The sequence below is a fragment of the Micromonospora sp. NBC_00617 genome (assembly GCF_045161355.1).
Taxonomy (GTDB): domain Bacteria; phylum Actinomycetota; class Actinomycetes; order Mycobacteriales; family Micromonosporaceae; genus Micromonospora.
Genome location: NZ_CP107751.1, coordinates 2489553 through 2510397, shown reverse-complemented (window position 1 = coordinate 2510397; position 20845 = coordinate 2489553). Strand labels below are relative to the sequence as shown.

General features: G+C 73.5%; 16 protein-coding genes. 10 read left to right on the top strand and 6 right to left on the bottom strand.

Going from position 1 to position 20845, the window contains the following annotated elements:
* The first annotated feature begins 92 nt into the window (after positions 1 to 92).
* The 3 genes from OG505_RS11470 to OG505_RS11460 are packed head-to-tail and all read left to right on the top strand — an operon-like array spanning position 93 to position 4132.
* Positions 93 to 1217 carry a Vms1/Ankzf1 family peptidyl-tRNA hydrolase gene (locus OG505_RS11470; RefSeq protein WP_405433077.1) on the top strand — a complete coding sequence of 375 codons (1125 nt, stop codon included), beginning with the start codon at positions 93 to 95 and terminating at the stop codon, positions 1215 to 1217.
* A complete protein-coding gene (locus OG505_RS11465; RefSeq protein ID WP_405433076.1) occupies positions 1210 to 2964 on the top strand; it encodes a thiamine pyrophosphate-binding protein in 1755 nt (584 codons plus the stop codon). Before OG505_RS11470 ends, OG505_RS11465 begins: the two co-directional genes overlap by 8 nt.
* A 49-nt stretch (positions 2965 to 3013) precedes the next feature.
* Entirely contained in the window at positions 3014 to 4132 is a 1119-nt protein-coding gene (locus OG505_RS11460) for an iron-containing redox enzyme family protein (RefSeq protein WP_405433075.1), read from the top strand.
* A gap of 278 nt (positions 4133 to 4410) precedes the next feature.
* On the opposite strand, the gene OG505_RS11455 is transcribed toward OG505_RS11460, so the two are convergent.
* A complete protein-coding gene (locus tag OG505_RS11455) occupies positions 4411 to 4638 on the bottom strand; it encodes a CDGSH iron-sulfur domain-containing protein (RefSeq protein ID WP_405433074.1) in 228 nt (75 codons plus the stop codon).
* A 223-nt stretch (positions 4639 to 4861) separates the two neighbouring features.
* Between OG505_RS11455 and OG505_RS11450 the strand changes: the two genes are divergently transcribed.
* Both OG505_RS11450 and OG505_RS11445 read left to right on the top strand, forming a co-directional pair.
* Positions 4862 to 6274 carry a hypothetical protein gene (locus tag OG505_RS11450; RefSeq protein ID WP_405433073.1) on the top strand — a complete coding sequence of 471 codons (1413 nt, stop codon included), beginning with the start codon at positions 4862 to 4864 and terminating at the stop codon, positions 6272 to 6274.
* A gap of 221 nt (positions 6275 to 6495) precedes the next feature.
* Positions 6496 to 7638 (top strand): SigB/SigF/SigG family RNA polymerase sigma factor, encoded by a 1143-nt coding sequence (locus OG505_RS11445; RefSeq protein ID WP_355067259.1) that lies wholly within the window; start codon positions 6496 to 6498, stop codon positions 7636 to 7638.
* 74 nt (positions 7639 to 7712) lie between these two features.
* Here OG505_RS11445 and ctaD read toward each other — a convergent pair whose 3' ends face one another.
* From ctaD to OG505_RS11420, 5 genes are all read right to left on the bottom strand, one after another.
* Positions 7713 to 9704 (bottom strand): cytochrome c oxidase subunit I, encoded by a 1992-nt coding sequence (gene ctaD / locus OG505_RS11440; RefSeq protein WP_405433072.1) that lies wholly within the window; start codon positions 9702 to 9704, stop codon positions 7713 to 7715.
* A gap of 122 nt (positions 9705 to 9826) precedes the next feature.
* The gene (locus OG505_RS11435; RefSeq protein ID WP_405433071.1) at positions 9827 to 10555 is read right to left on the bottom strand and encodes an STAS domain-containing protein; all 729 of its coding nucleotides are present in this window, start codon (positions 10553 to 10555) and stop codon (positions 9827 to 9829) included.
* A gap of 112 nt (positions 10556 to 10667) precedes the next feature.
* Positions 10668 to 11126: a DUF4383 domain-containing protein gene (locus OG505_RS11430; protein ID WP_405433070.1), complete on the bottom strand. Its 459-nt coding sequence runs from the start codon at positions 11124 to 11126 to the stop codon at positions 10668 to 10670.
* An 86-nt stretch (positions 11127 to 11212) separates the two neighbouring features.
* The gene (locus tag OG505_RS11425; protein WP_405433069.1) at positions 11213 to 12370 is read right to left on the bottom strand and encodes a glycosyltransferase; all 1158 of its coding nucleotides are present in this window, start codon (positions 12368 to 12370) and stop codon (positions 11213 to 11215) included.
* A gap of 46 nt (positions 12371 to 12416) precedes the next feature.
* Positions 12417 to 13400: a glucosyl-3-phosphoglycerate synthase gene (locus tag OG505_RS11420; protein ID WP_405434469.1), complete on the bottom strand. Its 984-nt coding sequence runs from the start codon at positions 13398 to 13400 to the stop codon at positions 12417 to 12419.
* Positions 13401 to 13623: 223 nt separating this feature from the next.
* Here OG505_RS11420 and OG505_RS11415 point away from each other — a divergent pair, with 223 nt between their 5' ends.
* The 5 genes from OG505_RS11415 to OG505_RS11395 all read left to right on the top strand — a co-directional run bounded on the left by OG505_RS11415 (position 13624) and on the right by OG505_RS11395 (position 20842).
* Positions 13624 to 14634: a Gfo/Idh/MocA family protein gene (locus OG505_RS11415; protein WP_405433068.1), complete on the top strand. Its 1011-nt coding sequence runs from the start codon at positions 13624 to 13626 to the stop codon at positions 14632 to 14634.
* Positions 14627 to 15715 carry a zinc-binding alcohol dehydrogenase gene (locus OG505_RS11410; protein ID WP_405433066.1) on the top strand — a complete coding sequence of 363 codons (1089 nt, stop codon included), beginning with the start codon at positions 14627 to 14629 and terminating at the stop codon, positions 15713 to 15715. The genes OG505_RS11415 and OG505_RS11410 overlap by 8 nt, the downstream gene beginning before the upstream one ends.
* Positions 15716 to 15764: 49 nt before the next feature.
* Complete coding sequence (locus OG505_RS11405; protein ID WP_405433063.1) at positions 15765 to 17543, top strand: ABC transporter ATP-binding protein; 1779 nt, start codon at positions 15765 to 15767, stop codon at positions 17541 to 17543.
* Positions 17544 to 17631: 88 nt separating this feature from the next.
* Positions 17632 to 19923 (top strand): accessory Sec system translocase SecA2, encoded by a 2292-nt coding sequence (gene secA2 / locus OG505_RS11400; RefSeq protein ID WP_405433061.1) that lies wholly within the window; start codon positions 17632 to 17634, stop codon positions 19921 to 19923.
* A gap of 178 nt (positions 19924 to 20101) precedes the next feature.
* Positions 20102 to 20842 carry a GAF and ANTAR domain-containing protein gene (locus tag OG505_RS11395; protein ID WP_405433059.1) on the top strand — a complete coding sequence of 247 codons (741 nt, stop codon included), beginning with the start codon at positions 20102 to 20104 and terminating at the stop codon, positions 20840 to 20842.
* Positions 20843 to 20845 lie beyond the last annotated feature (3 nt).

Genomic DNA, 20845 nt, shown 5'->3' with positions numbered 1-20845 from the left:
CGTGAATGAAACCTGGTCACGGGCTCACGGCCACGAGGTGACATCCCGGGCGAGCAGGGTAAGCGGGGGGCCGAGCTGGAAAGGGGTCGAGCATGCAGCTGTCCTTCCTGCGCCCGCTCTACGACCGACCCGGGCCGTGGTGCTCGGTGTACCTGGACGCCTCCGCGGACACGGAGGACGCCCACCCGGCACTGGACCTGCGCTGGCGCGCACTGGAACGGCGCCTTGCCGAACAGGGGGCCGACGAGGCGAGCATCGCCGCGCTGGACCGGGTGATCCGGGGTCACGACCCGATGGTCGGGGACTACGGCCTCGCGGTCTTCGCCAGCCACGGGCGGGTGGCGCTCTCCGAGTACCTGTCCGCGCCGCCGCTGCGCGACCTGGCCAGTTTCGACCCGTTGCCGCACGTGATGCCGCTGCTCGCCCAGCGCGGCGAGCAGGTGGCCTGGGTCCGGGTGGTGGCCGACCGCACCGGCGGTGACGCGATGGCGGTCAGCGCGGGCGGGGTGCCCCGACGGGCGCACGTCACCGGCCGGGAGAGCTTCCCGCTGCGGCGCGTCCAGCCCGGCGGTTGGTCCCAGTCGCGCTACCAGCGGGCCGCCATGGAGGCGTGGCACCAGAATGCCGGCGACGTGACCGCCGCGACCGTGGAGCTGGCTGACAAGGTGGGCGCCGACGTCGTGGTGGTGGCCGGGGACGTCCGGGCCACCGGGATGATCGCCGCCCAGATGCCGGAGCGCTGGCAGGACCTGGTCGTCCGCACGGACGCCGGGTCCCGGGCCGGCGGCGCCGACCAGACCATGCTGGACGACCTCACCGTGCAGACCATCGCGGAGGTCGCCGACCAGCGGATCACCGCCGCGCTGGACCGGTTCGGCGTGCAGGAGGACGTCGGCGCCGGCCTCGACGCGGTCGTCTCGGCCCTGCAACGCAACCAGGTCGACACCATGCTCATCGTCGACGACCCGTCGGCCAACGGCGAGCTGTGGATCGGCCCCGAGCCGACCGAGATCGCCGTCGACCCGACTCAGCTCAGCGCGATGTCGGTCGACGACCCGCAGCGGGTACGCGCCGACGCGGCGCTGGTCCGAGCGCTGGTCGGCACCGACGCGGCGTTGACCGTTCTCGGCGCGGACGAGGCGCCCCAGCTCACCGACGGCGTCGGCGCGGTGCTGCGCTACGTCGACGAGGGCACCCCGGGGCGCGGCAATGGCTGAGCGTCGCGTCGCGGACCTGGTGGTGGAGCGGCTGCGCGCCTGGCGCGTCCCGCGTGCCTTCGGCTACCCCGGTGCGGCCATCGCCCCGCTGGTCGAGGCGCTGGACCGTTCCGGAGGCGACCCGGCGTTCATCCCGGCCCGCCACGAGGAGACCGCCTCGTTCATGGCCACCGGGCACGCCAAGTTCACCGGCGGCATCGGGGTCTGCCTGGCCACCCAGGGGCCCAGCGCGGTGCAACTGCTCAACGGTCTCTACGACGCGAAGCTGGACAGCAAACCGGTCGTGGCGATCGTCGGCGAGGACGTCACCGGTCCCCTGGGCGGCGCGCACCAGCAGATCGGGTTGAGTCGGCTCTTCGGCGACGTGTGCAACCAGTTCGTCCAGTACGGCCGCAGCCCGCAGAGCGTGCCGGCGCTCCTGGACCAGGCGTTCCGCACCGCGGCGGCGACCCGCAGCCCGACCTGTGTGGTGCTGCCCCGGCACCTGCAGGAGGCCGTGGTGCCCGACCTGGGCACCCACGCGGTCGGCGTGATCACGGCGACTCCCGGCGAGCCGCTGGCCCGGGTGCTGCCGCACGAGGTGGACCTCGACGCCGCCGCGCAGGTCCTCGGCAACGGCCAGCGCACCGCGATCCTGGTGGGGCAGGGGGGCCGGGGCGCCGCCGCCGAGATCGTCGAGTTGGCCGATCGGCTCGGCGCCGGGGTGGCCACCTCGCTGCTGGGCAAGCCGGTCCTCGACGAACGGCTGCCGTTTCACGCCGGGGTGCTCGGCGAGGCCGGCACGCCGGCCGCCGCCGAGCTGATGGGCGGCTGCGACACGCTTCTGCTGGTCGGCACCAACGACCCGTGGACCGACTACTTCCCGATGCCCGACCAGGCCCGCACCGTGCAGATCGACATCGACGGCACCCGCATCGGCAGCCGGTACCCGGCCGACGTGCCCCTGGTCGGGGACGCGGCCGAGACGCTGCGCGCGCTGCTGGCCCGGGTGCCGTCGCGGCCCCACCAGCAGTGGCGTGCCACGGTGGAGAGCGCGGTCGACCGCTGGCGGGCGACCGCCGCCGACCGGGCCGCCGCGCCCGCCGAACCGATCAACCCGCAGCTCGTGCTCCAGGAACTCTCCACCCGGGCGCCGCAGACCGGTTCGGTAGCTGTCGACGTCGGCTCGGTCCTCTACTGGTACGCCCGGCACCTCGTCCTGCCGCCCGGGGTGAACGCGCAACTGTGCGGCACCCTCGGCTCGATGGGCTGCGCCCTGCCGTACGCGGTGGCCGCCAAACTCGCCGCACCCGACCGGCCGGTGATCGCCCTGCTCGGCGACGGGGCCATGCAGCTCAACGGCCTCGCCGAGCTGATCACGGTGTCGCACCACTGGCAGCGGTGGGCCGACCCACGGTTGGTGGTGCTCGTGCTCAACAACCGCGACCAGAACGGCATGGGCGGGGGCCGGGCGCCGTCGTCCGACCCCACCCACCGCCGCCCGGACGTGCCGTACGCCGGCTGGGCCCGCCTGCTCGGGCTGCACGGTATCCGGGTGGACCGCCCGGAGTTGGTCGGCGCCGCCTGGGACGAGGCGCTCGCCGCGGACCGCCCGTGCGTCCTGGAAGCGGTCGTCGACCCGGCTGTGTCGTTGGCGCCACCGGAGCCGGCCTTCGCCGACCTGCGCGGACTGTACGCCGAGGGCGAGGCCGCGCGGCGGGTACGCGAGCAGGTCGAGCAGGCGGTGGCCGTCGAGGATCTCGTTTAGGCATACCTCACCAGGGCATCAGTAGCGGCCCGACGACGCTGGAGGTCACATGCCGGAGCCCGCCGACCGCCGCTATGGTCCTGCGCCCCTGCCGCAGCCGCGCGGCCCACTGTCCGCGGCGGTGACCGACGCGCTGCGGCGGCCGCCGCACGACCTGCCACCCGACCTGGGCGCGGACCTGGACCCGGCGGACGCCGTCGGCGACGAGGACCTGCAACTGACCCTGTTCCTCTGCTACGAGCTGCACTACCGCGGCTGGAGCGGGGTGGACGAGAGCTGGGAGTGGCAGCCCACCCTGCTGGCCCTACGGGCCCGCGTCGAGCGGCCCTTCGAGGCGGCGCTGCGCCGGCTGGCCGGCGCCCCGGCGGCACCGGCCGGCGGTGTCGCGGCCGGGTTGGGCGAGCTGGTCGCGACCGACGACGGGCCGCCGCTGGCCGCCACGCTCCAACGGCACGGCGACCTCACCCAGTTCCGCGAGTTCGTCGCCCACCGCTCCGTCTACCACCTGCGCGAGGCGGACCCGCACAGTTGGGCGCTGCCCCGCCTCGGCGGTCCCGCAAAGGCCGCCCTCGTCGAGATCCAGACCGACGAGTACGGCAACGGCCGGCTGGACCGGATGCACGCCGAGCTGTTCCGGCGCACCCTCGACCGGTTGGGTATGGATACCGGATACGGCGCCCACCTGGACCTGGCGCCCGCGGTGACGCTGGCGACCAACAACCTGATGTCGCTGTTCGGGCTGCACCGACGGCTGCGCGGCGCGCTGCTCGGGCACCTGGCGGCCTTCGAGATGACCTCGTCCCTGCCGAACCGCCGCTACGGCAACGGCCTGCGCCGGCTCGGCCTCGACGAGGTGGCGACCCGCTTCTACGACGAGCACGTGGAGGCCGACGCGGTGCACGAGCAGATCGCCGCGCACGACCTGTGCGGCGGCCTGGTCCGGGCCGAGCCGGCGCTCGCCTCGGACGTGCTCTTCGGCGCGGCGGCGGCGCTCGCGGTGGACCGGCTGTTCGCGGCGCACCTGCTGGACAGTTGGGCCGCCGGCCGCAGCTCACTGCGGTCACCCGCGCCGCTGACAGTGCCGCCGACCGCGCCGCCGACCGTCTCGCTCGCCGTGGCGGCGTCCGCGGCTGCGCCGCCGTCGGCTGCCCGGCCCGTCGTCGTCTGATGGCGTGACCGACGACGGCGCTGTCGCCCCGACCTGTCCGGCCCACCTCGTCGGGCTCGCTGCACTGGGGCTGGCGAGGCACCCTGCCGGCCCCGGTGCGCGTCCTTTGCTCTGCTTCAACCCACGCAACGATTAGGGGCTCCGAGTGTTGCGTCCGTTGAAGCAGAGCAAAGGGCGCGGCACAGGCAGTGGCCTCTCATCCTCGATCTTCCGCCGCGAGGCGCGAGGCACGAGGCACGAGGCACGAGGCGCGACGCACGAGGCGCAGCGCTGTCGCGTCACGCCTGGCGACTGGTGCCCGCGCGGAAGTTGACCACTTTGTGGGTGCCGTCGCAGAACGGCTTGAGCGCCGACTTGCCGCACCGGCACAGGGCGACCGTGCCCCGGCGCGCGTCGATCCGCTCGCCGTCCGGAGTGACCAGCGCGAAATCGCCGCGGACCAGCAGCGGGCCGTCCTCGTACGGGGTGATCGTGGCGGCGGACTCGCCGGTGTCCTCGGTGCGCATGAGCCCGGAAGTGCCCACCCCGGCCGCGCCGAAACCCGTGCCGACGTCCGGGGTCCCGCAGGTCCGATCGTCCCCGCCGGCCCGCTCCCGCCGCCCGGAGCCGATCGTCGCCGAACGGCGTTGACCTGTGGATTGGTGCCGCCGAGTGGGTGATGCCCCGTTTGAACCCCATCGGGACGGGAAGCCGGGCCGCGTGGTGAGCGAACGAGGCAAGGTGGGCCCGGTGCACAAGGTGCACAAGGGGTTGACGGCCGACGGCGCCGGTCTGGCCGGCGACCGGGTCGTGGCCCAGGGCAGCGCCGCCCGGGTGCTGGTCGCCGCCACCGCGCGGGCGCTGCGCGGCGCGGACTGCGCCGACCTCGGGCACACCGGGCCCACGTCGCGGTTCCCGGGCGCCCCCGAGCCGGTACGCCGCGCCGCGGTGAGCCGGGCCGCCGGGCGGGTCGCCCTCACCGTCGACCAGGTCGGCGAGGTGGATGCCGCCCGGGTCGCGCGCTGGTTCGTCGACCAGTACCCGCGCCGGAGCTACCCCGGCGTGCTCATCGGCTCGCCGCACGGTGCGGCGGCCCACCTCGCGGTGGCCCTCGGCGTGCCGTGGCTGCCCGCCGGCTTCGAGATGACCGCGCACTGGAGCGACGGCGCCGTGGACCGCCCGGAGGCGGCGCTGGAGCACGGCGGCGCGCTCGCCGAACGGCTGCTCGCCGGCAACCCCGACGTGCACCTGCGTCAGGTGCACTGCCCGGCCAGCCGAGGGCCGCTGACCGGGGTCACCGTGTCGCTGACCGCCCGCTGGAGGGCGCTGCCGGCCGCGTACGCGCAGTTCCTGACCGACCGGCTGAGCGCGGGCGCCCCGATGCTGCTGGTACGCGACGCGCGCACGTGGCCGGTGGTGGAGCGCGGCGCCGGACACAGCTTCCAGGTCGGCTGCCCAGCCAGCGGGCTGGACCCGGTGGACTTCCACCCCGACAGCCACGCCCTGCGGCAGGTCCTGCGCGCCGTGGGCGGGGACGCCACCCAGTGGGCCCCGCCGGAGGTGTCGGCGCCGTCGGGCGACGCCGAGCACGGCATGGACCCGGACTTCGAGCGGACCACGCGGGACTGGGCCGCGGCCCGGCAGCATCCGCTGCGCCGGGTGCTGGTGCCCCGGCCGGCGGCGCTGAGCGCGGGCGTGGCCGACCTGTACCGGCGGTGGCTGCGGGCCGCCGGCAAGACCGGTGACCGGTTGGTGGTGGAGTGTGGGCGGCTGCTCGATCCGTGGCAGGTGGTACGGGCGGGGCTGGTGCCGTACTGGTGTGAGAACGCCACCCGGCGCAGCGTCGACGAGGCCGAGTGGTGGCTGGCCGGCAGCGAGACGTTCAGCTCGGTGGACGTCCTGCCCGAGCCTCCCGGGATGCGCTCGCCCGCCCTGGCCGGGCTGCCGCAGTGGTTGGCCGTCGCGGGCTTCGGCCGGCGGCGGCGGGCGCTGGACCGGACCTCCGCCCGGGGCTATCCGGTGACGTCCGTGCCGACGCGCCGGGCCACCGAGGTCCTGCGCGCCCAGCCGTACGACCTGCCCGCTCCGCCCCCGCTGGGGGCCGCTGAGGCCCTGTCGGTGCTCCGCGACAGCGGCGGCCACCAGGGGTTGCTCGTCTCCTGAGGGGAGCACGCCGAAACTTCCTCGCGAACCCGGGGTCCCGTGATTGAGTACCTACGGAGCGGGAACATCGCTGGCTGCGACGGCCTGATTGCGCCGCGTAGAGGCGTTATCGCCCGCTGGCATCCCAGTCACTGACCCACTTTCCGGCCCGGTGCGTGGCCCGACCACGCGCACGACCGGTTTCCCGATCCGGGCGGGGGACCTTCCTGAGGGAGGCGCGGATGTTCGGACAGACGAGCACGACCACGACCACACCACCACCCACCGAGCGTGGTCTGGAGGACCTGGACGCGGCGGCGCTGGCGTACGCGGCCCGGATCGAGGGGCTGCCGCCGGAGCGGCGGGGGGAGGCGCGCGACGACCTGGTGCGCTTCGCGCTGCCGTTCGCCGGGCGACTGGCCCGCCGGTACCGGGGCCGGGGAGAGCCGCTGGAGGACCTGGAGCAGGTGGCCCGCCTCGGGCTGGTCAACGCCGTCGACCGGTACGACCCGGAACGGGGCTCGTTCACCGCGTACGCGGCGATCACCATCGTCGGGGAGATCAAGCGGCACTTCCGGGACCGCACCTGGGGCGTGCACGTGCCCCGGCGGCTGCGCGACCTGATCCTCGAGGTGGGCCAGGCCACCGCCGCGCTGACCAGCGAGCTGTCCCGGGCGCCGTCGGTGGCCGAGCTGTCGGCCCGCCTGGAGACGCCGCAGGAGGAGATCCTCGCGGCGCTGGAGTCGGCGGCCGGCTACAGCCCGGCGTCACTGAACGCGCCGGTCGGCGGGGAGAGTTCCGCGGAGTTCGGTGACCTGGTCGGCGAGTCGGACAACGCGCTGGAATCGGTCGACGACCGGGTGACGGTGAGCGGCCTGCTGCACCGGCTGCCCTGGCGTGAACGCCGCATCCTCGCCATGCGCTTCTACGGCAACCAAACCCAGGCGGAGATCGCCGCCCGGTTCGGCATCTCGCAGATGCACGTCTCCCGGCTGCTGTCGCGGGCGCTGACCTGGCTGCGGCAGGCCATGCTCGCCGACGCGCCGCCGCCGTGGCAGAACGGCGCCGCCGAACCGGACCCGGGCAAGACCCGCATCTCGGTGCGGCAGAACGGCGACGGGGTCGTCGTCGAGGTCGGCGGCGAGGTGGACCGGGACGGCGCGGACCAGCTGCGCCGCGCGATGCTGGAGGCCGTCAACGGCCAGCCGAGCGAGGTGGTCGTCGACCTGGTCGGCGCGGGTGGCTTCGACGCCGGTGGAATCGCCGCGCTGATGGCGGGACGCGAAGCGGCCGAGCGCACCGGCGTGCCGCTGCGGCTGACCCGGGTGCAGCCTGCGGTGCGCCGCTCGCTCACCGCCGCCGGCCTGGCGCCCGCCCGGGACTGATCGGCCGGCACGTACGCACCCGACGAGGGGCCCACACCACCGCGGGTGGTGTGGGCCCCTCGTCGGAGCGCGGGTCAGCGGTCCTCGGTCTCGCCGTCGCTGTGCGGGTGCCGCCAGCGTTCGTGCGGCTTCGGCGCCTCCTCGGCGTCCTTCGGCGCGTCGCTCTGCTCGAAACTCGGCCGGCGCACGCCTTCGGGCTCCGGCACGTCCACCGGGCGGGCACCGGACTCCGGTGCGGGCTGGAACGCGGCCGCGTCCCGGGCGCCGTGCGCTCCCTCGGCCGCGGGTGACTCCGGCGCGTGGTGCTCCATGTGCAGCTCGTCGGCGAACTGCTGCGGTGGCTTCGTGGCACGCTGCGGCAGGTCCCGGCCCAGGTCGGCGACGAGCGGGCCGTACTTCAGGTCGAACGCCGGCCGCTCGGAGCGGATACGTGGCATCTGGTCGAAGTTGCGCAGTGGCGGCGGGCAGCTGGTGGCCCATTCGAGGGAGTTGCCGAAGCCCCACGGGTCGTCCACCGTCACGATCGCCCCGTACCGCCAGGACTTCCACGCGTTGTAGATGAAGAACAGGGTGGATATGCCGAGGATGAACGAGAAGATCGTGGAAATGGTGTTCAGGGTGGTGAAGCCGTCGGTGGGCAGGTAGTCGGCGTACCGGCGGGGCATGCCCTCGTTGCCCAGCCAGTGGTGCACCAGGAAGGTGCCGTGGAAGCCGACGAACATGGTCCAGAAGTGCGCCTTGCCGAGCCGCTCGTCGAGCAGCCGACCCGTCATCTTCGGCCACCAGAAGTAGAAGCCGCCGAAGAGCGCGAAGACCACGGTGCCGAACACCACGTAGTGGAAGTGCGCCACGACGAAGTAGGTGTCGGTGGTGTGCCAGTCGGCCGGGGGACTGGCGAGCAGCACCCCGGTGAGGCCGCCGAGTAGGAAGGTGACCAGGAAGCCGATGGCGAAGAGCATGGGCGTTTCGAAGGTGAGTTGGCCCTTCCACATGGTGCCGATCCAGTTGAAGAACTTCACGCCGGTGGGCACCGCGATCAGGTAGCTCAGGATGCTGAAGAACGGCAGCAGCACCTGGCCGGTGGCGAACATGTGGTGCGCCCACACCGTCATGGACAGCACGGTGATCGCGGCGGTCGCCAGCACCAGCCCCGTGTAGCCGAAGATCGGCTTGCGCGCGAACACCGGGATGATCTCGGTGATGATGCCGAAGAACGGCAACGCGATGATGTACACCTCGGGATGGCCGAAGAACCAGAACAGGTGTTGCCAGAGCATCGGCCCGCCGGTGGCCGCGTCGTACACGTGCGCGTTGAGCAGTCGGTCCGCCGCGAGCGCGAGGAGCGCGGCGGCCAGCAGCGGGAAGACCAGGATCACCAGCAGGCTGGTGAACAGCATGTTCCAGGTGAAGATCGGCATCCGGAACATCGTCATCCCGGGCGCGCGCAGGGTCAGGATCGTGGTGATCAGGTTGACCGCGCCGAGGATGGTGCCCAGGCCGGAGACGACCAGACCGAGCACCCACATGTTCGCGCCCACCCCGGGGCTGTGGTCCACGTCGCTGAGTGGGCTGTACGCGGTCCAACCGAAGTCCGCCGTACCTCCCGGGGTGAGGAAGCCGCCGACCACCATCAGCCCGCCGAACAGGTACAGCCAGTAGGCCAGCGCGTTGAGGCGGGGGAACGACACGTCTGGCGCGCCGATCTGGATCGGCACGATGAAGTTGCCGAAACCGAACGCCGCGGGCGTGGCGAACAGCAGCAGCATCACCGCGCCGTGCGAGGTGAAGAGCTGGTTGTACTGCTCCGAGGACAGAAACTGCAGACCCGGGCGGGCCAGTTCGGCGCGCATCAGCATCGCCTCAATGCCGGCCAACACGAAGAAGGCGAAGGAGGTCAGCAGATACAGCACACCGATCTGCTTGTGATCTGTGGTGCCGAGGAACTTGATCAACGAGTTGCCGGGAACCGGCGTCCGCAGGGCTCCAGGGAAGCCCCCGAAACGGGCCGGTGCCAGGATCGCCGGGCCCCGATCGCGACCGGGTTCCGTGGTTACCCGCTTGGGCATGGTTGCTCACCCCGTCGTGACGGCAGAAAGGACGGGCGTGCCTACCCGACCCTCCCACCATGTAACCAGGCTGAAGCGGTAATTTCGGTCAGATCGCCGGTACCGGTCGAAGCCGGTCGCGCTCAGGTCGCCGGCAGCATCGCCCAGACGGCCTTGCCCTGACCCGCCGGCACGCTGCCCCACCGCTGCGCCAGCTCGCGGACCAGCAGCAGCCCCCGGCCACCCTCGGCCCGCAGATCCAGATCGGCGGGCCGGGCGGCCACCCCGCTGCCGTCCACCACGGCCAGGTGCAGGTACGGCCGGCGCAGTGTCACCGTCACCTGCATGGGGGTGCCCGCGTGCCGGACCACGTTGCCGACCAGCTCGCTGAGCACCAGCGCGGCCGGGCCCGCAGCACCGGGCAGGTTCCACCGGGCGCACGCGTCGCCGACCAGCTCCCGGGCCCGCCGGCAGGCCCCGGCCACCGGCTCCAGCCGGGTCCGCATCCGCAGCGCGCCGGCCGCGCCGGCCACCCGGGTCGCCTCCGCGCAGTCCTGCGACACCGGCACCACCCGGCACGTCGTCGACTCGGCCAGCCAGCGGGCGGCGGCCGGAGGCGGCGCGCACAGCACCACCGGCACGGCCGGCCACTCCTCGGCCCGCCGGGCCGTCGCCGCGAACACCGACAGCGCCAGCCGGTCCCGCACGGTCACCCGCGCGAGGTCGACGACCAGCGCCTCCGGCTGGGCGGCCAGGGCCCCGTCCAGTGCCTGGTGCACCGACCGCATCGTGCCCAGATCGAGGGTGCCGCTGAGCTGGACGACCGCCACCGGTGCGGCCTCGCGCACCTCGCAGGTGATCCGGCTGGGCATCGGCGGGCCCTCGATTCGCTGGTCGGGTCGGGATCTGCCCACTACCCGAGGCCCTGCGGCGCCAAACCGGACCGGCCGGTCTCAGGACGCGCGTCACGTCCCGAGGCGCAGGTCAGCGGCGTGCCCGGCCGGTCAGCAGACCCAGCGCGATCAGGCCCAGACCGAGGCCGAGGTGCAGCCAGTCGTCCGCGACGTTGACCGGCAGGACGTTCGCACCGGTGTCATGATCCACCGCCAGGCCATAGAGCCAGAGCACCAGGTAGACGGCGCCGCCGCCGATGAGGAACGCGCGGGCGCCGCTGGTCGTCCGCGCCAGCGCCAGGCCGGCCACCCCGAACAGCAGGTGGACGAGGTTGTGCAGCACCGACACCTGGAAGGCGCCGAACAGGAACGCGCCCGAGCCGTGCCCGGCGAACCGCAGATTGGCCGTACCGCTGGTGATCCCCGGGACGAAGCCGAGCACGCCGACCAGCAGGAAGAGCACGGACGCGGCGCTCGCCGCCCGGCGAACCGGCGGCTTGCCGTCGGCCGGGTTGACCCGGGCCCGGGAGTGCGCCATCGGTCCGACCATCACCGGCTCCTCGCTGCGCGACGGGCGTGAGCGGTGCGTCTCCCCGTTGCCGCCGACGGCAAACGTGCCGGCGGCAACGGGCGCGCTCAGACCGGTTGCAGGCGGGGCGCGGTGGCCAGCTCGCGGACCCGCTGGTACAGCTCGACGTAGCGCTCGGCCATCACCGCGGGCGTGAACCGCTGCGCGGCCACCCGCCGGCACTCGTCCGGGTCGAGCAGGTCGGCGGCCAGCACCAGGTCGTCCAGCTCGCCCTCGTCGGCGGTGAGCAGGCCGGTGCGGCCGTGCTCGATCAACTCTGGCAGGCAACCCCGGGCGGTGGCCACCACCGGCGTGCCCAGGGCCAGCGACTCGACCACCGCCGTGCCGCCCGGCTCCTCCCAGCGCAGCGGGAACAGCGACGCGCGGGCGCTGGCCAGCAGGTCGTCACGCTCCTGACCGGCCACGGTGCCGATCCAGCGCACCAGATCACCGTCGACGTGCGGGGCCACCTCGTCGAGGAAGAACCGCACGTCCGGGTTCTGCCGGGCCTCGTCGCCGGCCGCGGCCAGGTCGGCCGGGCGATGGTACGGGCCGACCGGACCGGCCAGCACCAGCGGGACGCCGATCCGCTGCGCGAGCCGCGCGCCCGCGTCCTGCCCCTTGCCCGGGTTGATCCGCCCGAGGATCAGCAGGTGCTCACCCTTCTCCGAGCGGGGCCGGCGGTCGGCGTCCACGGCGAGCGGCGTGGACAGGTGCACGTGACCCACCGAGTGCTCGCGCAGCGCCAACGGCGCCCGGGCCAGCTGCGACGCCGAGACGCCGTTGACCCGGACCCGGTCGCCGCCGTCCAGGCTGCCGTACAGCGCGGGGTGCTTGACGAGGTCCCAGTGCAGGGTGTGCAGGGTCGGCGGCCCGGACGGCCCCATCGCGGTGAGGGTGGCCAGCCCGACCGCCTCCACGTGGTCGTGGACCAGGTCGATGTCGTCGCGGGAGTGCAGCTCGCGGACCACCCCGGCCAGGTGCGCCTGGGCGATCCCGCAGACCTGGTTGTACGGCCGTTGCAGCGCCGCGAACTGCCCGTCGGCGAAGACCGACACCTTCTCGTCCACCGGCAGGCTGCTGCTGCCCACCGAGGCGAGCACCACCCGTACGCCGAGTCGCCGCAGCTCCGGCACCAGGGTGGCGATCACGTTCTCGATGCCGCCGTAGCCGGGCGGGGGCACCGACAGCCACGGGCCCGCGTTCATCAGCACGGTGAGGCTCATCGGTCGCGCTCCCGGATGCCGGTCGTGTGCGGCCGTGCCTCGACGCTCACGCCGCGGCCACCCGTCGACGGGGGACCCGGTGGCGCAGCTCGGCCAGCGGCGGGCGCTCCTCGATGGACACGTCGCTGACCACGATTTCCCGGTCGAGGTTCGGCAGCGCGTCCGACCCGCCCCGGCGGAACTGTGTGAGCAGCGCCTCCGGCATCATGCCGGGGGTGGCCCAGCCGCGTCGTTGCAGCCGGGACCAGGCGGTCAGCATGATCTGCGCGGACATCCGGCCGAGCGCTGCGCTGTCCTGGTGGCGGTGCTTGCGCTCGCCCAGGTCGACCTGCGCCAACGCGTCCAGGCCGACCAGGTCCAGCAGGTCGATCAACATCGCCGTCTCCACGCCGTACCCGGAGACGAACGGCACCTGGGCCAGCACCTCGCGGCGAGCGGCGTACTCGCCGGCCAGCGGCTGCACGAAACCGGCCAGCTCGGGCCAGAAGAGGTTGAGCAGCGGTCGCGCCATCAGCTCGGTCACCCGGCCGCCGCCGTCCTGCTCCACGCTGGCGGCGCCGACCAGGGGCCGGTGATAGAAGCCCTTCACGAAGTCCACCGACGGATCGGTGAGCAGCGGCCCCAGCAGACCGCTGACGAAGTGCGGACGGAACTCCCGCAGGTCGGCGTCGATGAACGCCACCACGTCGCCCTCGGCGGCGGCCAGCCCGGCCCAGAGCGCGTCGCCCTTGCCGGTGAGCCGGGGCAGGCCCCGGGTCATCGCGTCCTGGCTGACGACCTCCGCGCCAGCGGCGCAGGCCACCTGCGCGGTGCGGTCGGTCGACCGTGAATCCACCACGATCAGTTCGTCGACGAGAGCGACCCGGTCCATCAGGTGTTCCCGGATGGTCGACACGATCGCGCCGACCGTCGCCTCCTCGTTACGTGCCGGCAGCACCACGCTGACCCGGCTCTCTCCCTTGGCTTGCAGCAGCCGGCGTGCCGGCCAGTCCGCCGCCGAGGTGGTCCGGTATGTGGCCCACGCCTCCACCACCGGTGACACGGTCGTATCCCGCACGGGCACCCCTCCGTTTCGTGCGTGGAACAAACGGACCCTTTAGTTCCCACTCGCCACCACGCGCTAACCGTTCCCAGGACAACAGCTTGATCACGACGGTTACATCGTGGCGTTCCCGGGGGATGAACGTTTGATTGCGCACACCCCAGGGGACTGCTCCCACTGACGTCGAAAGATTCTCGAAAGAGGTTGTCGAATGGGCGGATGCCGGGTGGGTCTCGTGGGAGCCGGCGGGGTGGCACAGCGCCATGCGCGGGTGCTGTCCGGGTTCGACGACGTCGAACTGGTCGGGGTGACCGACGTGCTGCCGGAGGCGGCGTCCGCGCTGGCCGAGCAGCATGGCGGACAGACCTTCCGCGACGTCGCCGAGCTGCTGGCCGCCGCCCCGGACGCGGTGTACGTCTGCGTGCCACCGTTCGCGCACGGCCCCGCCGAGGAGGCGGTGATCGACGCTGGGGTGCCGATGTTCGTGGAGAAGCCCGTCGCCGTCGACCTGGTCACCGCCGAGCGCATCGCCGACCTCGTCGCCCGGCATGGGCTGCGCACCGCCGTCGGGCACCACTGGCGCTATCTGAGCGCGCTCGACCAGGCCCGCGAGCTGCTCGCCGACCGTCCGGTGCGGATGGTCAGCGGCGCCTGGCTGGACAAGGTGCCGCCGGTCACCTGGTGGTCGCGCCGCGACCGCTCCGGTGGCCCCGTGGTCGAGCAGGCCGCCCACGTGCTGGACCTGCTCCGGGTGCTGGCCGGCGAGGTCACCGAGGTCACCGCGTACGGCAACGGCACGCCACCGCCGGTCGACGGCGCCGACGTCGACTCGGTGACCACCGCCACGCTGCGCTTCGCCACCGGCGCGGTCGGCACGCTCAGCGCGGCCTGCGTGCTGGGCTGGAAGCACCGGGCCGGGCTGGAGATCCTCGCCGACGGGCTGGCCCTGGCGCTGACCGAGGACGGTCTGCTGATCCGCGACGCCGACGGCGAGCGACACGTCCCGGCCGATCCGGAGGCCGCTCGGGTGGCGGTGGACCGCGCCTTCGTCGACGCGGTGCGCGGCGTCGGCGACGACGTGCGCGTCCCGTACGCCGAAGCGCTGAAGACCCAGCGCCTGGCCCTCGCGGTCGCCGACTCGGCCCGCACCGGTCAGACGGTGCGGCTCGGCACACCCGCCGAGCCGGTCGCGCTGTCCAGCGGGGTGACCGTCGATGCGTGATCGGGTGGTCACGGTCACCGCTCCCGGTCGGGTGGAGATCGTCGAGCAGGAGGCCGCGGCGCTGAGCCCCGGCACCTTCCGCGTCGAGACGCTGTTCAGCGGCGTCTCCGCCGGCACCGAGCTGAGCTACGTCAAGGGCACGAACCCCTATCTGAACGTCACCTGGAACGCCGACCTGGGGCTCTTTCAGCCCGGCGAGGCCAGCACCCCGTACCCGGTCACCCGGCTGGGGTACATGCAGGTCGGTCGGGTGGTGGAGAGCGCCACGCCGGCGGTAGCGGTCGGCGCCGTCGGCGCGATGACCTACGGGCACCGCACCGGCTGGCTGGCCGACCCCGTCGCCGAGCGGTTCGTGCCGCTGCCCGACGACCTCGACCCGCTGCTCGGCGTCTATGTCGCGCACATGGGCCCGATCTGCGCCAACGGCCTGCTGCACGCCGCCGCTGACCTGCACGGCGCGGACGTCCGCTCGCTCGGCGACGGCGTACGCGGCCGGCGGGTCGCCGTGGTCGGCGCGGGCGTGGTGGGTCTCCTGACCGCTCTGCTGGCCCGGCGACACGGCGCCGCCTCGGTGGTGGTGCTCGACCCCACCCCGCGCCGCCGCGAGGTCGCCGAGGCGCTCGGCCTGGAGACCCTCGACCCGGACGCGGACGACCCGGCCGTGGTGCTCAAGACCCGGTGGGCGCACACCGCCGGCGACCGGGGCGCCGACGTCGTGTTCCAGTGCCGGGGGCAGGTGTGGGCGTTGCAGCTCGCGCTGCGGTCGCTGCGCCCGCAGGGCACCGTGATCGACCTGGCCTTCTACCAGGGCGGCGCGGACGCGGTCCGCCTCGGTGAGGAGTTCCACCACAACGGGCTGGCGCTGCGCTGCGCCCAGATCGGGCGGGTGCCGCGCGGGCTCGCGCCCACCTGGGACCGGGAACGGCTCTCCGCCGAGACCATCGACCTGCTGCGGGCCTACGGTGACGTGATCCGCAAGCACCTCGTCTCGGCGGTGGTGCCGTTCGACGAGGCGCCCACCCTGCTCACCGACCTGGCCGAGCGCCGCCGCCAGGAGTTGCAGGTGGTCCTCGCCGGGTGACCCGCCGCTGCGGGCACGCGGGGTGACAGGGCGGGTTACCGTTCCCGCCATGAGCACCCCGAAGGACCGGCCGGTCGGCGACGCTCCCGCGAGCCGACCGGTCGGTCTGGCCGCGCTGCTGCCGTACCTGCGGGAGCACCGCGGCACCCTCGTCGCGGTGGGCGCGCTGTCGCTGCTCGGCTCGGCGGCGTCGCTGGCCCAGCCGCTGCTGACCCGGTCGGTGCTCGACCGGATCGGCGCCGAACACCCGGTGTCCGCCCTGGTGGCGGTGCTGGTGGCGCTCGTGGTGCTCGGCGCGGCGATCGGCGGGCTGCGCGACTACCTGCTGCAACGCACCGCCGAGGGGCTGGTGCTGAGCACCCGGCGACGGCTGGCCGGTCACCTGCTGCGGCTGCCCATCGCCGAGTACGACCAGCGGCGCACCGGCGACCTGCTCTCCCGGGTGGGCTCGGACACCACCCTGCTGCGGGCGGTCGTCACCTCCGGGCTGTTCGAGACGGTCACCGGTGCGGTGATGGTGCTCGGCGCCGGCACCGCGATGGTGCTGCTCGACCCGCTGCTGTTCGGCGTCACCCTGCTCGGGGTGGGGCTGGGGCTCGGCTTCGCCGCCACCTTCGCCCGCCGGGTCCGGGCGCTGGCCCGCCTCGCCCAAGAGCGGATCGGCGAGATGACCTCGGCGGTGGAGCGGGCCATCTCGGCGGCCCGGACCATCCGGGCCAGCCGCGCCGAGAGCCGGGAGACGCAGACCGTCACCGGCAGCGCCCGCCAGGCGTACGCGGCGGGGCTGCGGGTGGCCCGGGTGCAGGCGCTGATCGGCCCGATCGGCTCGGTCACCGTGCAGGGGGCGTTCCTGCTGGTGCTGGGGATCGGCGGGGCGCGGGTCGCCGCCGGGGCGATCTCCGTCGGCGACCTGGTCGCCTTCGTCATGTACCTGTTCCTCCTGGCGCTGCCGCTGGGCCAGGTGCTGCACGCGTACACCCAGTTGCAGTCCGGTCTGGGCGCGTTGCAGCGGATCGAGGAGATCCTGGCCGTGCCGACGGAGGGCGCGGCGGACCGGCCGGCGGCCGGGACCGCCACCACGACCCCCCGCCGGCCCGCCCCGATGATCGAGTTCGACCGGGTCGGGTTCGGCTACCCGGGCGGTACGCCGGTGCTGCACGACGTCAGCTTCGCGGTGCCGACCGGCACCCGTACCGCCCTGGTCGGCCCGTCGGGCGCCGGCAAGTCGACGCTGCTGGCCCTGGTCGAGCGCTTCTACGAGGTGAGCGCCGGCGCGGTCCGCGTCGACGGGGTCGATGTGCGGGAGCTGCCCCGCGACGCGCTGCGCGCCCGGCTCGGGTACGTGGAGCAGGAGGCTCCCGTGCTCGCCGGCACGCTGCGCGAGAACCTGCTGATCACCGCGCCCGACGCCACGGACGACCGGCTGCGCGAGGTCCTCGACGAGGTCAACCTGAGCCACCTGGTCCAGCGCACCCCGCAGGGCCTGGACGTGCAGGTGGGGGAGGGTGGAGTGCTGCTCTCCGGGGGTGAGCGGCAGCGGCTGGCCATCGGCCGGGCGTTGCTGGCCGGCCCTCCGGTGCTGCTGCTCGACGAGCCGACCAGCAACCTCGACGCGCGCAACGAGGCCGCGCTGCGCCGGGCCATCGACGCGGTGGCCGCCCGCCGGACACTGCTGATCGTGGCGCATCGACTCGCCACCGTGGTGGACGCCGACCAGATCGTCGTGCTCGACGGCGGCCGGGTGGTGGCCGTCGGCACCCACGCCGAGCTGACCGCCACCGACCCGCTCTACCGGGAGCTGGCCACCCACCAACTGCTGGTCGCGTGATCCGGCGGCGACGCGGAATCGACATGCCGGCGGATACCCGACCGGCCGGGCCGCGCAAGGCGGCTGGAATCGCGTACCGTTGCCGCTCATGGGTGTGTCGCAACGGTTCAAGAGCAAGTTCCGGCGGTTCCTCCAGCGCCCGGGATCAACCGTGGATCTTGCTCCGCTGGAGAAGCTGCTGCCGGCGATCGAGGCGCGCGAGGATGACCTCGCCGCGCTGGACGACGCCGAGCTGACCGAGGCCGCCGGCGTCGCCGCCGGCTACGAGGAGATCTGCGCCGTCGGCCGCGAGGCCGCCCGCCGGGGCCTCGACCAGCGACCGTACGACGTGCAGCTGCTCGGCGCGATGGCGCTGCTCTCCGGCAAGGTCGCCGAGATGGCCACCGGTGAGGGCAAGACGCTGACCGCCGCCATCGCCGCGTACGGGCACGTCCGACTCGGCAACGGGCCGGTGCACGTGCTCACCGTCAACGACTACCTGGCCCGCCGCGACGCCCAGTGGATGGAACCCATCTACACGCTGCTCGGCCTGACCGTCGGCTGGGTCAACGAGGCGTCCACGCCGCAGGAGCGGCGCGACGCCTACAACTGCGACGTCACCTACGTCTCGGTCAGCGAGGCGGGCTTCGACTACCTGCGCGACCAGCTGGTCACCGACGTGGCCGACCGGGTGCAGCCCGCGCTGACCACCGCGATCATCGACGAGGCCGACTCGATCATGATCGACGAGGCCCGGGTGCCGATGGTCCTGGCCGGCGCGGTGCCGGGCGAGCAGGACCCGGTGCACGCCGCCGCCGCGCTGGTGCGCGGCCTGCGCAAGGGCCGGCACTACACGGTCGCCGAGGACGGGCGCAGCGTGGCCTTCACCTCCGCCGGCCTGGCCGCTGTGGAGGCCAAGCTCGGCATCGACCTGTACGACTCCGAGCACGTCGAGCAGCTCTCCGCGGTCCACGTGGCGCTGCACGCCCAGGCCCTGCTGCACCGTGACGTGGACTACATCGTCCGGGACGGCTCGGTCGAGCTGATCGACGAGATGCGCGGCCGGGTGGCGCAGCGCCGTCGCTGGCCCGACGGGCTCCAGGCGGCGGTCGAGGCCAAGGAAGGCCTGGACGCCACCGCCGAGGGCGAGGTGCTGGGCACCATCGCCGTGCAGGCGTTCATCGCGCTCTACCCGAAGGTGTGCGGCATGACCGCCACCGCGGTGCTGGTCGGCGACCAGTTGCGGGAGTTCTTCGGCCTGGAGGTCGCGGTGATCCCGCCGAACACCCCGTGTGTCCGCGAGGACGAGCCCGACCGGATCTACGCGACCCGCGCCGAGAAGGACGAGGCGCTGATCGACGAGATCCAGCGCTGGCACGCCAAGGGGCGGCCGGTGCTGGTCGGCACCCTCGACGTCAAGGAGTCCGAGGGGCTGGCCGCCGGGCTCAACGCGGCCGGCGTGTCCTGCGTGGTGCTGAACGCCAAGAACGACGACGAGGAAGCGGCGATCATCGCCGAGGCCGGCGCGTACGGCGCGGTGACCGTCTCCACCCAGATGGCCGGCCGGGGCGTCGACATCCGGCTCGGCGGCAGCGACCAGGCCGACCAGGACCAGGTGGCCGAGCTGGGCGGTCTCTACGTGATCGGCAGCGGCCGGCACGACAGCCGCCGCGTCGACGACCAGCTGCGGGGCCGCGCCGGCCGGCAGGGCGACCCGGGTGGCTCGGTCTTCTTCGTCAGCCTGGAGGACGACCTGGTCGTCCGGCACGCCGCCGACGCGGTGCCCCCGTCGCCGCGGATGAACGCGGACGGCCTGGTCACCGACGAGCAGGTCGACTACGCGGTCGAGCACGCCCAGCGGGTCGCCGAGGGCGTCAACCACGAGATCCACCGCAACACCTGGCGCTACAGCGTCGTGATCGAGCAGCAGCGCATTGCCCTCGCCGCCCGCCGGGAGCGGCTGCTGACCAGCGACGTGGCCGCGCTGATGCTGCTGGACAAGGTGCCCGAGAAGGCCGGCGAGATGGACGAGGACCTGCTCGCCCGGGTGGCCCGTTCGATCGCGCTCTTTCACCTGGACCGGCTCTGGGCCGAGCACCTGGCCGAGCTGTCGGAGGTCCGCGAGGGCGTGCACCTGCGCGCGCTGGGCCGGCTCGACCCGCTGGACGAGTTCCACCGGGCGGCGGTGCCGGCGTTCAACAACCTCGTCCCGGAGATCGAGGCCCGCACCATCGCCACGTTCACCGAGACCGAATTCGATGAGGATTGGGAGCCCGAGGACGGCACTCTGATCCGGCCGACCGCCACCTGGACGTACCTGGTGCACGACAACCCGTTCGGCTCCGAGCTCGACCGGCTGATCGCCTCGATCGGGCGGCGGCTCAGCGGCGCGTCGCGCTGACCTGACCGTCGGGGCCTCTGCCACATCTCCCGAGTGTGGCAGAGGCCCCGCCTTACGCCGTTTCGATCCCGGTTTGCGAGGGTAGTAGGGCGGGTCGGTCAACTCGGAAGAGAGCAGAGATGGCACACGTGACGACGTCGGCGGAATGCCCGCGAGGGCGTACGAGGGCAGTGGAACGGTGAACCTGGACACGCGGGAACCGGTGGTCGAGCGCCTCGGTGTGCTGGAGACCGCCGCGCTGTTGCGGGAGCTGACGGCCGGCCTGATCGCGTTGACCGATTTCGACGAGGCGCTGCTGGCGCTGGTTCGGGTCACCCGCGACGCGGTGGCCGGGGTGCGGTGGTGCGGTTTCACCGCGCTGCGGGCCGGCGAGCCGGCCGGCGTGGCCGCCTCCGACGAGCGGCTGGCCGGCCTCGACGACCTGCGCCACGGGCCCGACTCACCGGCGATGAGCGCGATCCGGCGTCGCGAGATGATCCTCGCGGTGGACCTGACCGGCGAGTCACGCTGGCCGGCCTGGACGCCCCGCGCCTGCGACCTCGGCGTCCGTGGGGTCATCTCCGCCCCGCTGGACATCGACGACCAGGTCATCGGGGCGATCAACCTGTACGCTGCCGCGCCCGACGTCCTAACCCCGCAACACCAGTTGACCGCGATGCTGCTCGCCGAACATGCCGGCCTGCTGCTGGCCGCCGTCCGCGACCGGAGCCGCCAGCAGGCGCTCGCCGGTGAGCGGGACGCCTCGCTCCTGCACGACGGTGCCGTCGGGCAGGCCGTCGGTGTGATCATGACGCAGCGCGGCTGCCCAGCGGCCGAGGCCCTGGACGTGCTGCGGACCGCCGCCTCGTCCCTGGACATCCCGCTGCGCGAGGTGGCCGAACGCCTCATCCGGACGGTCTCCCGCCCCCGCGAGAGCTGATCT

Excerpts from the sequence above, each read along its gene's own strand:
- OG505_RS11430 (WP_405433070.1), bottom strand. The coding sequence starts at position 11,126 with ATGGTCGGACCGATGGCGCACTCCCGGGCCCGGGTCAACCCGGCCGAC.
- ctaD (WP_405433072.1), bottom strand. The coding sequence starts at position 9,704 with ATGCCCAAGCGGGTAACCACGGAACCCGGTCGCGATCGGGGCCCGGCG.
- OG505_RS11470 (WP_405433077.1), top strand. The coding sequence starts at position 93 with ATGCAGCTGTCCTTCCTGCGCCCGCTCTACGACCGACCCGGGCCGTGG.
- OG505_RS11455 (WP_405433074.1), bottom strand. The coding sequence starts at position 4,638 with ATGCGCACCGAGGACACCGGCGAGTCCGCCGCCACGATCACCCCGTAC.
- OG505_RS11405 (WP_405433063.1), top strand. The coding sequence starts at position 15,765 with ATGAGCACCCCGAAGGACCGGCCGGTCGGCGACGCTCCCGCGAGCCGA.
- secA2 (WP_405433061.1), top strand. The coding sequence starts at position 17,632 with ATGGGTGTGTCGCAACGGTTCAAGAGCAAGTTCCGGCGGTTCCTCCAG.
- OG505_RS11435 (WP_405433071.1), bottom strand. The coding sequence starts at position 10,555 with ATGCCCAGCCGGATCACCTGCGAGGTGCGCGAGGCCGCACCGGTGGCG.
- OG505_RS11415 (WP_405433068.1), top strand. The coding sequence starts at position 13,624 with ATGGGCGGATGCCGGGTGGGTCTCGTGGGAGCCGGCGGGGTGGCACAG.
- OG505_RS11465 (WP_405433076.1), top strand. The coding sequence starts at position 1,210 with ATGGCTGAGCGTCGCGTCGCGGACCTGGTGGTGGAGCGGCTGCGCGCC.
- OG505_RS11425 (WP_405433069.1), bottom strand. The coding sequence starts at position 12,370 with ATGAGCCTCACCGTGCTGATGAACGCGGGCCCGTGGCTGTCGGTGCCC.
- OG505_RS11460 (WP_405433075.1), top strand. The coding sequence starts at position 3,014 with ATGCCGGAGCCCGCCGACCGCCGCTATGGTCCTGCGCCCCTGCCGCAG.
- OG505_RS11445 (WP_355067259.1), top strand. The coding sequence starts at position 6,496 with ATGTTCGGACAGACGAGCACGACCACGACCACACCACCACCCACCGAG.
- OG505_RS11410 (WP_405433066.1), top strand. The coding sequence starts at position 14,627 with ATGCGTGATCGGGTGGTCACGGTCACCGCTCCCGGTCGGGTGGAGATC.